We start from the raw sequence: 14,841 nt of genomic DNA on the forward strand, positions 1-14,841 counted from the left end.
CTTAACGTACATATGACGACCATCCCCGTAGTCGCTCTTTGAAATCTCATTATACTACAATTTAGTGGTCATAACTACCAAAATCATGTATAATTTTAAAGATATGAATGATGTGAAAATTGTACAATACAATTAAACTTTCACAAGCGAAACAACAGAGGTGAATTATGACATTTTTAGAAGAAGTACAACGTCGTCGTACGTTTGCTATCATATCTCACCCGGATGCGGGTAAAACAACATTAACAGAAAAATTACTTTTATACGGTGGTGCCATTCACTTAGCGGGGTCCGTTAAATCTCGTAAAACGGCAAAACACGCTGTATCTGACTGGATGGAAATCGAAAAGCAACGTGGTATCTCTGTAACGAGTTCCGTATTGCAATTCGACTACGATGGATGTCGCGTAAACATCCTCGATACACCTGGTCACCAAGACTTCTCCGAAGATACCTATCGTACATTGATGGCCGCCGATAGTGCAGTTATGCTTATCGACGTAGCAAAAGGCGTGGAAGCACAAACTAAAAAACTATTTGCCGTTTCTAAAGAACGAGGTATTCCAATCTTTACATTCGTAAATAAAATTGACCATTTTGGTCGTAGTCCATTCGATTTGATGGAAGAAATCGAAAACGTTCTCGGCATCCGTACATGCCCTATGAACTGGCCTATTGGTATCAATGGCGAATACAAGGGCGTATACGATAGAGAACATGAAACGATCGAGCTCTTTGCTAAGGATGAAACACATGGTCAAGAAAAGTTAGCCTCTGAAAAAGGTGCATTAACTGACCCTCGCATGAAAGAATTATTAGGTGACGATGTATATCAAGCATTGCTTGATGATATCGAATTATTAGACGTTGCAGGCGACCCATTCGATTTTGATAAGGTGCGCGCCGGCGAATTGACACCGATGTTCTTCGGCTCTGCTATGACAAACTTTGGGGTAAAACCATTTTTAGAAAAATTCTTAGAACTCGCTCCATCCCCAGCTCCACGTCAAGCTATCGAAGAGGTTGTACAACCTACAAGCGAAGACTTCTCGGCATTAGTATTTAAAATTCAAGCCAATATGGACCCTAATCACCATGATCGCATCGTATTTATGCGTATCTGCTCTGGTAAATTCGAAAAGGGCATGTTTGTATTGCATCGCCAATCGAATAAGACGATTCGCTTATCACAACCACAACAATTCTTGGCTACAGAACGTACCATTGTAGAAGATGCGTATCCTGGCGATATTATCGGTGTCTTCGACGCCGGCACAATGGGTGTAGGCGATACACTATGTACACAAAAGCACAAGGTTACATTTGGCGACTTCCCTGTCTTCCCACCTGAATTCTTTGCTCGTGTATCTCCAAAAGATACGATGAAACGCAAACAATTCCAAAAAGGGATGACACAACTTGCCCAAGAAGGGGCTGTTCAAATCTTTGAACAACCAGGTGCTCTTGACTCCTTCGTAGTTGGCGCTGTCGGTATGCTTCAATTTGAAGTATTGGAATACCGCCTAAAAAATGAATACGGTGTCGATTTATTAAATCATACATTGCCATACAGTGTAGCACGTTGGATTGACGGAGACGTAGATACATCCACACTAAAAGGTCTAGATAATGCAATGATTGTAAAGGATAACCGTGACCGCACCGTTGTACTCATCGCCAACGAATGGCAAATGGGTTGGGTTCTAGAGCGTAATCCTGATGTTACTTTCTTAACAACACCAAAACTACATAATGAGATTTAATTAAATCTTAGTTCACTATATAAATGGCGAAGGTCCTTTCTATCGATCCTTCGCTATTTTATTCTCACATTTATATAATCAAAAATTTTTCTATTCTCATTAGAGGAATTTATAAGGAAGACGTAGAATATATAATCTATACATATTTTGTATACATGATAAATTCTATAGTATTTAATTGGTTGTTCATGATACAATGTAATAAATTATTTTTATTTGTTAAAAGGAGTGATTTTATGCCACTGATTGACCTAAAGTTAGTCAACGATGTATGGACACTAAACCTGTCCATGATTCAAACTGTGGGCCTCGCTGTAATTACCTTATTCATAGGTACTTGGATTAATAAACATTCCAAGTTTTTACAACGCATGTGTATGCCAGCACCAGCTGTAGGGGCTTTACCATTTGCATTTTTAACTGCTATTCTTTCTTATTATCATATCTTGGATATTAAATTTGAAGGTTCCTTGCAAACCTTTTTAATGCTTGCCTTCTTTACTACCATCGGGTTGATGGCTTCCTTAAAGGTATTGAAAAAAGGCGGTATTTTCATTATCTTCTTCTTCCTTGCTTGTGCCGTGTGGATTGTAGTTCAAAATACTGCAGGTATCGCTATTGCAAAAGCATTGGGTATTGAACCTATTATCGGTATCATGGCCGGTTCCGTATCCATGATTGGTGGTCTCGGTACGGCAGGTGCCTTCGGTCCATACTATGAACAATTACTTGGTATTCCAGGTACTGCATCTGCAGCCGTAGCAGCAGCTACATTTGGTATGGTAGCTGGTACGATTTTAGGTGCTCCAGTAGGAGAACGCATCATCAAAATGCATAAGGTAAAAACACCTTACGACAACCCTGAAACTATGGATGATGACAACATCGATTATATCGAAGATCACGTTGAAGGCGGCGGAAAGCAATTCAACTCTCAAGATTTGTTAACGATTTGTATGTGGATTGGCCTAGCTCTTGGCATTGGTACCATCGTAAGTGCAGGTTTATCTATCTTAACTCCATTACCTGCATACATTGGCTCTATGATTTGTGCAGCCATCATTCGTAACTTTGGTGACTTTACAAAATCCTACAAGATTAACGATGCTGCCCTTGATGCTGTATCTAATGTAGCATTGTCCCTATTCGTTACAATGGCAATCAATAGCTTGAAACTTGTACAATTAATCGACCTTGCATTACCACTTATTACAATCTTAGTTGCACAAATGGCGCTTATCTGTGTATTCGCATACATTATTTACTTCCTATTTGGTCGCAACTACGATTCCGTTATGCTCGGTGCAGGTGCTATCGGTTTCGGCTTAGGTGCTACGCCAAACGCATTGGTTAATATGTTATCCTTAGCAAGTAAACACGGCCCATCCCCTCGTGCATGGCTCGTTGTATCCTTGGTAGGTGCATTCTTAATCGACTTTGCTAATGCCTTTATTATTACAACAATGGCTGGCATTCTATACTAAAATGAAAGGACCCATTCGGGTCCTTTTTTATGCCAAAAGGTCCTAAGGATAATCCTTAGGACCTTTTAATTATATTATTTAATTAAGGCCGCCCACGCATTGGCTACATCGGCAAATTCTTGGAGGGTAAATGTCTCTCCTCTTCGTTGACCATCGATATTGGCTTTTGCTAAAAGCTCTTCAATTCGATCTTTAGAAAGCCCTGTCGTCTTCATTGTATTAGCAAATGTTTTACGTCGTTGCGCAAAACCGGCTTTCACAACGCGGAAGAATAGTTTTTCATCAACCACATCCACAGGAGGTTTATCACGCAATACACAGCGAATGACAGAACTCGTTACAGCTGGCGCTGGCAAGAAAGATTTTGGCGGAACATCTAACACGATATCGGGCTTAGTATAATACTGAACAGCCACCGATAGAGCACCGTAGTCCTTCGTACCTGGCTTTGCCACCATCCGTAAGGCTACTTCTTTTTGTACCATCACAACGAGGCGCTCTATAGGCAATCTACTTTCCAAAAGAGACATAATAATAGGCGTTGTAATGTAATATGGCAAATTAGCAACAACCTTGAACGGTTCATGATGCATAATGGACGGTACATCCAATTTCAACACATCCCCATGAACAATAGTCACGTTACTATATTGAGCTAGTGTCGTATCTAAAACCTCTAATAAACGCGTATCGAGCTCAATAGCCGTTACATTAGCACCACTTTGTGCTAAGCCTTGTGTAAGCGTGCCAATACCAGGACCAATTTCTAAAACAGGCTCTCCTTCTTGTAAATCCGCAGCTTTTACAATTTCATCAACAATGCCACGCTTAATCAGAAAATTCTGGCCCAACTTTTTGCTCATTTTAATATCAAAACGTTTACAGATATAATGAACTACTTCTGGACTCGCAATGATAGATTCAATCATGAATACTCCTATTCTAAATTTTGTTACGAATTTAATACTATATTTGTTGAAAGTATATTAGCATCTTGAAACGGCTTGTTCATATTCATCACGACTGATGCCATAATGATTGAGTCGATATAAGAACTGTTTGCCATTTCCATATCCTATACCCAAAGCAGCACCAACGGCAGCTCGTTTATCAGCACTATTAGGAAATCCAGAAAGGCCATGTCGTACAAGATCTGCCATCGTAAATTCCTCGCTGGATACCAATGATTCTGTATGGAGTACAGATAAAGCCTTTATAATAGACTCTGGCGAAGCTTGTTCGATACCAATATCATCATTTGCATAGGCCTCATCGCGAGGAACAAAGGCATGTTGTGCATTAGGAAATTTCTTTGTTAATACGCGACGTATACGTTCGCCAGCCGTATCTGGATCGGTAAGAATAATAATGCCTCGCTTCTCATAGGCTACGCGAATCTGTTCAATAACGCCCTTGCGCAAGGTAAATCCTTCCGTAGCAATACAATCAGCGTCAATAGCTTGATGTATACGTTGTATATCCGATTTTCCTTCTACTACAATAACCTCTTTTAACATAGGACCTCCTTATATCTATTATATTATTGTAACATATATAGCATTGCTTAAATAGGTGTAATAGTTTAGTATAATATTATATAAAACTATAAAAATAAGGAGATAATTGTGACATTACAACAATTGCGATATGTAACGACAATTGCCAACATCGGCAGTATTAGTGAGGCTGCAAAACGTTTATTCGTATCTCAGCCAAGCTTGACGAAAGCCATAAAAGAATTAGAAAAGGAGATGGGCATTACCATCTTCGATCGCACCAATAAGGGCATTACTGTATCTAAGGAGGGCGAGCGTTTTTTAGGATATGCACGCCAAGTATTGGAACAAGCTACGCTGTTAGAAGAACAATATAAGAGTAATAAAGGTGGAAAAAAACAATTTTCCATATCTACACAACATTACTCCTTTGCTGTAAATGCTTTCATCGATCTTATCAATCAAAGCGATGTAGACTCTTATGATTTCTCGTTACGGGAAACACAAACCTATGAAATCATTGATGACGTAGCGCATATGAAAAGCGAAATCGGTCTTTTATATTACAATGATTTTAATCGACCTGTTCTAGAAAAATTGATTCATACTAACGAATTAACCTTTACAGAGCTATTCACGGCTAGCCCTCATATTTTTATCGGCAAACAACATCCATTAGCTACTAAAAAAATGGTCTCTATGAATGAATTGGAACCATATCCTTATGTATCATTTGAACAAGGCGACCATAACTCGTTCTATTTTTCCGAAGAAATTTTTAGTACTGTTGTGCGCCCAAAACATATACGCGTCCGTGATAGGGCCTCCCTCTTTAGTCTATTAATCGGCCTCAATGGATACACCGTATCAAGCGGCGTTATCGATAAGGAGTTCAATGGTGAAAGTATCATTTCCGTGCCCCTAGCAGAAGAAGGCATCATGCATATCGGCTACATTACTAACAATAAAATGCAGCGCAGTCGTTTAGGACAAGGATATATTAATGCCTTAGAGCAATATGTAAACAATTATGGCAAACATATTCAATTGCCCACCGAAAAATAAATCTTTCGATTCTACAAATCAAAATAACAAACTAAATCAGTACATCCTCTATACAGAAGGATGTACTTTTTCTTTATAACTAATGCCATACTATATGGTTGCCTCCATAACTCTAATCTATACCAAACATTAACATATAGATATTTTTAAATATAGTTAGACTTAGCTATAATAAACCTATCGAAATTATCGGTTATACCGTTTATTATAGGAGGTTTTATTATGTCTAACCATTTAGCACCATTTCATTTTGATATTGTAGGTTCTTTCCTACGTCCAGCAGAATTAAAAGAAGCACGTCAAGCTTTCACAGATGGCAAAATCAGTCGTGAAGATTTAACAGCCGTCGAAGATCGCCTTATTACAGACCTTATCAAAAAGCAAAAAGCAGCAGGTCTACCTGTGATTACAGATGGCGAGTTCCGCCGCGCATATTGGCATTTAGATTTCATGTGGGGATTCAATGGTGTAAAAGAAATTGAACTTGAACATGGCTACAAATTCCACGGCCAAGAAACAGCACCAGGTTCTCTTGCACTTACAGGCAAAATTACAGGCACTAATCATCCATTCGTAGAACATTTTAAATTCGTAAAACAATTCGAAGATGAACATACAACAGCTCGTCAAACCATCCCTGCCCCATCTCAATTCTTAGCAGAATTATTCCGAGAAGATAATGGTACTGTAACACGTTCCTTCTACCCAGATTTAGAGGAGTTAATCCAAGATATTGCAGCAGCCTATCGTCAAGTTATAAAAGATTTATACGATGCAGGTTGTCGCAACATTCAATTTGATGATTGTACATGGGGTATGTGCTGCGACCATGGCTATTGGACTGGCCGTCAAAAAGATAAAAGTGTAACCATCGAAGGAGAAACAGCAAAATACTTGCGTGTAAATAACTTGGCTCTTGAAGGTCGTCCTCAGGATCTAGCTTTTACAACACATGTATGCCGCGGTAATTACAACTCTACTTGGGCTGCTAGCGGCGGCTATGAACCAGTGGCACCAATTCTATTTGCCAAAGAAAACGTAGATGCATATTACTTAGAATTCGACGACGAACGGTCCGGTGGCTTTGAACCATTGCGTGAAGTATCACCTAATAAAAAGGTTGTATTAGGCCTCATTACAACAAAACGTCCAGAACTAGAAGATAAAGAAGTGATTAAGGCTCGCATTAAGGAAGCTACGAAATACATTCCTCTCGAAAGACTTTGCCTATCCCCTCAATGCGGATTTGCATCCTGCGAAATCGGCAATCAATTAACCGAAGAAGAACAATGGGCCAAATTAGCATTAGTTAAAGAAATCGCACACGAAGTATGGGGTGATTAGATGACAGAACGCACAATATACTTAGGTGGTGGTTGTTTCTGGGGATTACAAGGTTATATTCGCCAAATTCCTGGTATAGTATCGACTGAGGTGGGCTATGCCAACGGCCCTACTACCAACCCAAGTTATGAAGATGTATGTCATGACAGTGGCCATGTAGAAGCACTAAAAGTAATCTATGATACCGATATATTATCATTAGATCATTTAATTCAGTATTTCTTGCGTGCTATCGATCCATTTAGCATCAATAAACAAGGTGGGGATGAAGGAGTTCAGTATCGGACAGGTATATACTATACAGATAGTGCTGATAAAGCAATTATCGAGACTACATTAGCACGTGCTCAATCCTTTGAAAGCAAGCCCTTCGCCATCGAAGTATTACCACTCGATAACTATTACTCTGCAGAAGAATATCATCAAGATTATTTAGACAAAAACCCTAATGGTTATTGTCACATTCCTCTCGGCCTATCCCAAGAGCCACTTATAGACGATAGCGCCTATAACAAACCGACCGAAAAAGACTTGCAAACTTTATCACCGCAAGAGTTTGAAGTGACTCAAAATGCTGCTACAGATGCACCATTTAGTCATGAATTGACTGATGAGTTTAAATCCGGACTCTATGTAGATATTACAACGGGTGAACCACTATTCGGATCATCGCGTAAATTCGAGTCACACTGTGGTTGGCCAAGTTTTACAAAACCAATAGCAAAGGATGTTATTCGGTATTACAAAGATGACTCCCATGGTATGCAACGTATTGAAGTGCGTAGTCGAATCGGAAATGCACACCTAGGTCATGTTTTTGAAGATGGACCTAATGGATCATTACGGTATTGTATCAATGGATCTGCGCTCAAATTTATACCTAAAAATGAATTATTAGGAACAAAGTATGAATACCTAATTCCTTATATCGACTAATATCTATACAATAAAAGGACGATACATTTCCTCGTTGGAAACTATCGTCCTTTTCTCATTAGGTTAATTATACAAAAAGGAGATATCACTTGGATATCTCCATTTATTATTAATATGAATTAATCGAGTACGTAAACTGTTACATCACGTCGACCAAAGTCCATGGCTTCACCATAGGAGTCCATAACAAGGTCAATACGATTTCCTACGATAGCACCGCCTGTATCAGCTGCTACGGCCTCACCATAGCCTGGAATAAATAAGCGCGTACCTAATGGAATCACATCAGGGTCAACAGCAACTACACCGCGTACTGCAGGAATGCCTGTAGCAGTAATACCAGCACCGTCGCCATCACCTGCTAAATAAGCAGATGCTTCCATAACGATGGAACGAGATGCACGGCCAGATACATTACGGGATGTCGTTACTTCACGAGTACCTTCTTTAATAATTGTAGGTACCATATTTGTCATTACAGACTTAGACAATTCATTCGTTCTAATAGCGGTGCCATTATTATATAATGTCTCAACCTGAACGCGTTCAGTGCCCGGTTGACCAACTTGAACAACTTCTTCTTCACCTTGAGCCATTGTGTCATCTTTTTGACGAATAACTTGAACTGGGATTTCTTGATCCACAGTATTCACTGCACGGCTTGTAACACGTACAATATTCACAGTACTACCAGCTTGAATAGCACCACTAGCTGCAGTGGTATAATTAGGAGCTTTAAAGCCTAATTCTTCTGCTAAATCCTCGGCTGTAGTTTGTGTAGTATAAACAGTTCTAGTTTTTCCATTTACTGTAACAGATACTGGGAATGCTCTTACTACTGTAAGTGTTGTCCCTTCTTGTACAGAATTAGAATCGCTAATTACTTTATCTTTCGGATTTAATTTAATACCTGCGTTACGCACGATACCTTCATTCGAATTTAAATGTGTTTTAACAGTATGAGCTGCACCATCAGCCATGACTGTAACAGTTTTATCGTTGTAAGAAAAACCAGTCAAGGTTATTGCAGTTACCATCAATCCAGCAACCACAGACGATATATATCGCTTGTGCGTCTTTTGAATTCTCATTACGAAATACCTCCTGTAACAATCATATTCTACTACAGTTAGATATAACCTGTCAAACACACAAGGTTAACAATCGTCGATAAGCCCTCATAATATATGGTTTTTTTTATTTTTAATCTTTTGTTTTTTTACACTTTGTCCACTGTATAAATACATATCTAGGTTTTTCGATAACATACTACATAAGCAAAATTGTAGAGGTATATAAGATACTACTACAATATATAGTATATGATGTATATATTATTTCGACAATGAATATTTATGAGTTTTTCTATTGTTACCACAAAATATATTAAAGTTCTAAATTTTCATTTACATTTCATATTACAGTAAATAAAACGACTAAAACATACGTAAATTGGGTATTTATAATCTATATTTATACATCTATATAACAGCGTTTTGAAATTTCATCATTCTTTCATCTTAAACATTGGCTTAAATCGTTCTATGACTGTCATTTGCTCCCTACTATCTTGTGTGTTAGCAGCCTCCATTAATTCTTCTTGTGCAGATAACGGCCCCTCTATATTAGAAACCTTATAATAAGAACCATCGGATCTCATAAGATGTGCTTTTAATGTATCTACTAAATATAAGTCTAGAATACCTTTAATTCTTGCTTTATGACGTTTATCCTCAATAGGAATCATCAATTCAACCCGTTCATTTAAATTGCGAGGCATCCAGTCCGCACTAGAAAGAAAGATTTTTTCATTGCCTCCATTTCGGAAATAGAACAATCTATGATGTTCCAAGAAACGTCCTACTATTGAACGTACCGTAATATTATCACTAACCCCTGCAATACCAGGTCTAAGAGTACAAATCCCCCGTACAATCAAATCAATACGCACTCCATTAGCAGAGGCCTCATATAATTTGGCAATGACTTTTTTATCCAGTAATGAATTCATCTTTGCAATAATATATGCATCTTCACCACGTTTAGCACATTGAATCTCTTCATCTATAAGATCCATAATTCTCTCTCTCAAATTTAATGGTGCTACAATAAACTTATTCCAAATTGGTGGGTCCGAATAACCTGAAATTAGATTGAAGAAGCGAGATGCATCATCACCATATTCATCATTGCATGTAAAAATGCCACAATCCGTATATATACGGGCCGTTTTACCATTGTAATTCCCTGTTGCCAAATGCACATAACGGCGTATACCATCTTCTTCACGGCGAACTACCATTGTAATCTTAGAATGGGTTTTTAACCCCTTTAACCCATAAATAACATGACAACCCGCCTTTTCTAATCTACGAGCCATAGTAATATTATGCTCTTCATCAAAACGGGCCTTTACTTCCATCAAAACAGTAACTTGCTTACCATTATCCGCTGCTTTTATAAGAGACGCAATAATGGGTGACTCTCCACTAACGCGATACAAGGTTTGTTTTATAGCCAAGACATTTGAATCTACCGCAGCTTGTGCTACAAATTGTTCAACCACACTAAAGGATTCAAAAGGATGATGTACAAATATATCTCTATTACGAATCACATCGAGTAAATTTTCTCCTTCGAATCCAATTAAATCGCTTGGTATTTTAGGCTCAAATGGTTTATAGCGCAGATTATCATACCCAGGGTAATTTGAAAAATCGAAATACATACGACAATCTAAATGACCATCTATATGGTATACATCTTTTTCTTCAAGCTCTACACTTGCCAATACGGTACGCAACAATTCAGGAGAACCAGCTCCAACAACCTCTAAGCGAACCGCATCACCACGGCGTCTACGCCGTAAAGAAGCTTCTACCTCTGTCAATAAATCCTTTGCGTCTTCTTCATCGATTTCCAAATCTGCATCACGAGTCAATCGGAAAATCATAGACTCTTCAATACCATAACCTTGGAAGAATTGAATCGCATAATAACTTATAACATCCTCTAAATACACAAATCGATGTACCTTATTTGAGGAGGATGGTACCTCGATAATTCGATCTAATACTGACGGTATTGGCAAAATTGCAATCTTATAATCCTTTGTGCCATCTGGTTGAACTTGAAAGATGCGAACAATAGCATTAATCGTATTATTTGCCAAAAAAGGAAATGGATGTCCTGAGTCAACGGCCAATGGAGTGACCACAGGATAGATTTGTTCCTCAAAATAATGACGTAACCAGGCCTTTGTCTTTACATCTAACTCTTCAGGATGAAAAAAACTAAACCCTTTTTCCTTTAAATCTGCTAAAACGCGATGTAAATATGTATATTGTAACGAAACTAAACGTTGTACAGATTCATCGATAGCTTTGAGCTGTGCCTTGGCATCCATATGAGCAGCATCATATTTAACAATACCATTCATAGCTTGATGACGTAATCCCGCTACGCGTATCATAAAAAATTCGTCTAAATTAGAACTGGCAATAGCGATAAAGCGTAAACGCTCCATTAAGGGATTGCTCGTATCCATCGCTTCTAATACAACCCGTTGGTTAAACTTTAACCAGGATAATTCACGGTTAAAATAGTACTTTGGACTTGTAAACAACTTATACCCCCCCTATAGTCAAGGAAATTTCCATACCAAATATTTCGCTAAAATAGATAGAATCTCGATTAAACGTCCACCATTCAAGAGAAATATTTTCCTTTGTCCGTACGTGAACAATTAATTCTTTATCCTTCTCTTCTAATCGTATCTCGTCTATTTTTTGATTACTTCCCGCATCTAATGAACAGGCTACACGGACGATAGCAACAAGCTTTGTAACCTGTATTTTTTGTAATTCTGTTAGCACTCTAAAGTAATCATCATCATCTGAAGGTGTCCCTTTATAGTGGTAATAAACTACATTCGCAACTACTTGTTTTTCTTCCTCTGAAAGTCCAAATATATCAGTTCCCATGACGATATGATACGCATGCTCGCCATGATTTCTAAGGCTTACAAATTTACCAACAGAACACAAGATTGCCGCTATGCGACACAAATATCCCCACCGCTCTGGCAAGCCTTTATGACGCAATGCATTACAAAAGGCTAAACTAAAACGTTCAACCTCCCTATCATGTATAGAATCGGTGTGATAACGAGCCGCTATAGCACGTGCTAAGTCAGCATTTTGCTCACGTAACTGATACATATACGGATGATTTTCAGATTCTACACCGTAAAACCAACTAATACCTTGTGAAAAAGAATAACTACTAAATATTAAAGACTCTGGTTGAATCGCATTAATGATTTCTGCAAACAAAATCATTGTAGGCATAAGAATATTAGCTTTAAATTCCGGTATCTTATACCGATTCATCAATTTGGTAGCCGTAATACCATCAAAGGAGTCTACTAGCTCTTTAAATTGCTGTGGGTTAATTGTTGTAATAGGTTCACTATCACTATATCCCATCAATTGTAAGATTAAACGTGCTTCATCACCGGAAAATATGACATTCTTAATATTAAATAATTGCAATTCTTCTCGCAATGGACTAATCATACGATGCAAATATTCTGTAATAGCAGTGCTAAACGATATAGAAGCCCTTTGATTTCTGTTAAAAGACTCCATAACACGGAGAGAACCACTATGCATGTTTTGTTGGAATAACAAAGATGCTCCTCTCCAAGCTGTTAGACCAACCCCTCCAGATGTAACATCTGCAAAGAGACAAGCTGTATCCTCATCTGTCGCCTTATGATGGTACATCATTTCGTAATATACAAGAGCGTACTTAAAATATACCTCTTTAGGCATATCTATCACTTCAACACGCATGCCAGTTTGTATAAAAATCTGATCCAATATAGCTCTTCTATTAGTGGCCTCCCGAATTACGGTAGTGCCATATAAACGGCATCTAGACACACCATAATCAGCCATTAATTGTTTATAGCCCTTAAGAATGTCACAAATCTCTTCAATCGTTTTAAAGCTAAGACGTGAAGTTTGAAATAATTCTTCTCCAAAGGTCACTTCTCGAGCTGCATAATCGATGACACGTACATCATCAATACTTTTGTATTCTAATATTGTAATGCTCATGCTACTAGACCCAACATGTAAAATAGCATATCTGAGCACTTTTGATAATGTCATACCTACCTCCTACTGAGGGGACCACTCAATTTCTAACTGACGTTTAAATTCCTTTTTAAAAGGCTTCACTAATTTTTCAACAGCCCCTTTTGTTATATCAATATCTCGATGCTTTGGATACTGTATAATCAAACGCACCTCATCTGGACTAATGCGACTATCTAAATTCATAACCAGCTGTTCATGGCTTTCATCAAGAGCCTCAGCAATAGCTAGAATAATTGACAACTTTTGCCCTATCGAACGCTGCTCATCATCCAGTAGTTTACCGTACAAGAAGTTTTTATATTCCTTAGGTGTTAAACCATGCGAATTCATAACGAGAAACGCACTAAAAGCCTGTTCAATATGTGTCATTCCGTATAGATTACTGTTAACCAGCATATAGCAACCATGTCTAGCATGACTATAATAATTCACACGTTTGCCAATATCATGCAATAATGATGCTACTTGCAAACAACGGCGCAGCGCATTATCGCCCTTATGCAAGGACCACCATTGTTCAAATAATGTATCAGCTAATCTGCAAATATATTTAGCATGAACGAGCTCATGACGTGTCATCTCCAATAAAACATTTTCTGCAGAGTGAATCAATATATCTGGAATAATAGGATTACCACCTAAATAGTTATGCCCATAATAATCATAAAATAAACCTTCTCGAAGGCCAGAACCACCTACGACTAAGGTTTTACAATTCACATAATTAAATAATTCATAGACGATACTCATTCCCGCAATTATGATATCAGCTCGCTCGGATGAAAGACCATTTATTTTTTTGCGTTGCCCTAACGGTTTAGATCTAACCTCATCCAATAATTCTGTAAAGCGATGGTATGGAATCTCATAGTTATGTAATTTAGTAATAGGATATGATAATTTACGTTGATCCATTTTGGCTATATTTCGTGCAGTACCACCAATACCTAACAGAGGCATTTTAGTGTTCTTAAGCCAAGGTTGTTCCTCTATGGCCTTTCTAATGGCCTTAATCATTTTATTGTATTCTTTGTCTGTAAACTCATCACCCTTCTGATAGGTTCCGGTTAATGTTAAAGCACCAATAGGTAAGCTAACAGACTGTTCAATTTGACGATTTCTTACTAATGTAACTTCAGTACTGGCTCCGCCTAAGTCAAAAATAACAAAATCCTTGAGACCAATCGTATTAATAACACCCAAAAAGCCTAAACGAGCCTCTTCTTCTCCTGAAATACATTCTAAATCAAGCCCGGTCTCACGTTTCACGGTTTCAATAAATTCATCACCATTTTTAGCTAATCGAACAGCTGCTGTAGCAACAGCTTTAGTAGAATTTACCTCAAGCGCTTTTGCCATATGTACATAAGACTGTAGCGACACTAAAGCACGATTCATAGCAGGTTCTGTCAGTTTATGATTACCCCACATATTTTCGCTTAAGCGAATGGAATTTTTTTCCTGATAAATTAAGCGATAACTACCTGTATCTGATATTTCATAAATAACGAATCGAACGGAATTCGATCCTAAGTCAATAAATGCAATGCGTTCCATCTTATCATCCTTTATAAGCCCAAATCGATAT

The 14,841-nt window shown here is 38.0% G+C and carries 11 protein-coding genes; 5 read left to right on the top strand and 6 right to left on the bottom strand.

Going from position 1 to position 14,841, the window contains the following annotated elements; translation table 11 throughout:
* Positions 1–167: 167 nt before the first annotated feature.
* Both HMPREF1151_RS02435 and HMPREF1151_RS02440 read left to right on the top strand, forming a co-directional pair.
* Positions 168–1,763, top strand: a complete 1,596-nt coding sequence (locus tag HMPREF1151_RS02435) for a peptide chain release factor 3 (protein WP_009660946.1) — start codon at positions 168–170, stop codon at positions 1,761–1,763.
* 236 nt (positions 1,764–1,999) lie between these two features.
* A complete protein-coding gene (locus tag HMPREF1151_RS02440) occupies positions 2,000–3,247 on the top strand; it encodes a sodium/glutamate symporter (protein WP_005378508.1) in 1,248 nt (415 codons plus the stop codon).
* A 74-nt stretch (positions 3,248–3,321) separates the two neighbouring features.
* On the opposite strand, the gene rsmA is transcribed toward HMPREF1151_RS02440, so the two are convergent.
* Both rsmA and rnmV read right to left on the bottom strand, forming a co-directional pair.
* Positions 3,322–4,176 (bottom strand): 16S rRNA (adenine(1518)-N(6)/adenine(1519)-N(6))-dimethyltransferase RsmA, encoded by an 855-nt coding sequence (gene rsmA, locus HMPREF1151_RS02445; RefSeq protein ID WP_009660889.1) that lies wholly within the window; start codon positions 4,174–4,176, stop codon positions 3,322–3,324.
* Between the two features lie 57 nt (positions 4,177–4,233).
* Positions 4,234–4,764: a ribonuclease M5 gene (gene rnmV, locus HMPREF1151_RS02450; protein ID WP_005378514.1), complete on the bottom strand. Its 531-nt coding sequence runs from the start codon at positions 4,762–4,764 to the stop codon at positions 4,234–4,236.
* 108 nt (positions 4,765–4,872) lie between these two features.
* On the opposite strand from rnmV, the gene HMPREF1151_RS02455 reads away from it, so the two are divergent.
* From HMPREF1151_RS02455 to msrB, 3 genes are all read left to right on the top strand, one after another.
* Positions 4,873–5,808, top strand: a complete 936-nt coding sequence (locus HMPREF1151_RS02455) for a LysR family transcriptional regulator (RefSeq protein WP_009660886.1) — start codon at positions 4,873–4,875, stop codon at positions 5,806–5,808.
* A gap of 222 nt (positions 5,809–6,030) precedes the next feature.
* Complete coding sequence (locus HMPREF1151_RS02460) at positions 6,031–7,152, top strand: 5-methyltetrahydropteroyltriglutamate--homocysteine S-methyltransferase (protein ID WP_009660955.1); 1,122 nt, start codon at positions 6,031–6,033, stop codon at positions 7,150–7,152.
* Entirely contained in the window at positions 7,153–8,088 is a 936-nt protein-coding gene (msrB, locus tag HMPREF1151_RS02465; RefSeq protein ID WP_009660887.1) for a peptide-methionine (R)-S-oxide reductase MsrB, read from the top strand.
* A 119-nt stretch (positions 8,089–8,207) separates the two neighbouring features.
* On the opposite strand, the gene HMPREF1151_RS02470 is transcribed toward msrB, so the two are convergent.
* The 4 genes from HMPREF1151_RS02470 to HMPREF1151_RS02485 all read right to left on the bottom strand — a co-directional run bounded on the left by HMPREF1151_RS02470 (position 8,208) and on the right by HMPREF1151_RS02485 (position 14,810).
* Entirely contained in the window at positions 8,208–9,179 is a 972-nt protein-coding gene (locus HMPREF1151_RS02470) for a 3D domain-containing protein (protein ID WP_005382472.1), read from the bottom strand.
* A gap of 416 nt (positions 9,180–9,595) precedes the next feature.
* Positions 9,596–11,713, bottom strand: a complete 2,118-nt coding sequence (gene ppk1 / locus HMPREF1151_RS02475; RefSeq protein ID WP_009660866.1) for a polyphosphate kinase 1 — start codon at positions 11,711–11,713, stop codon at positions 9,596–9,598.
* Between the two features lies 1 nt (position 11,714).
* The gene (locus HMPREF1151_RS02480) at positions 11,715–13,265 is read right to left on the bottom strand and encodes a Ppx/GppA phosphatase family protein (RefSeq protein WP_009660900.1); all 1,551 of its coding nucleotides are present in this window, start codon (positions 13,263–13,265) and stop codon (positions 11,715–11,717) included.
* A gap of 9 nt (positions 13,266–13,274) precedes the next feature.
* Complete coding sequence (locus HMPREF1151_RS02485) at positions 13,275–14,810, bottom strand: Ppx/GppA phosphatase family protein (protein WP_009660954.1); 1,536 nt, start codon at positions 14,808–14,810, stop codon at positions 13,275–13,277.
* Positions 14,811–14,841: the final 31 nt, after the last annotated feature.

This window comes from Veillonella sp. ACP1 (assembly GCF_000286635.1).
Classification (GTDB): Bacteria; Bacillota; Negativicutes; order Veillonellales; family Veillonellaceae; genus Veillonella; species Veillonella atypica.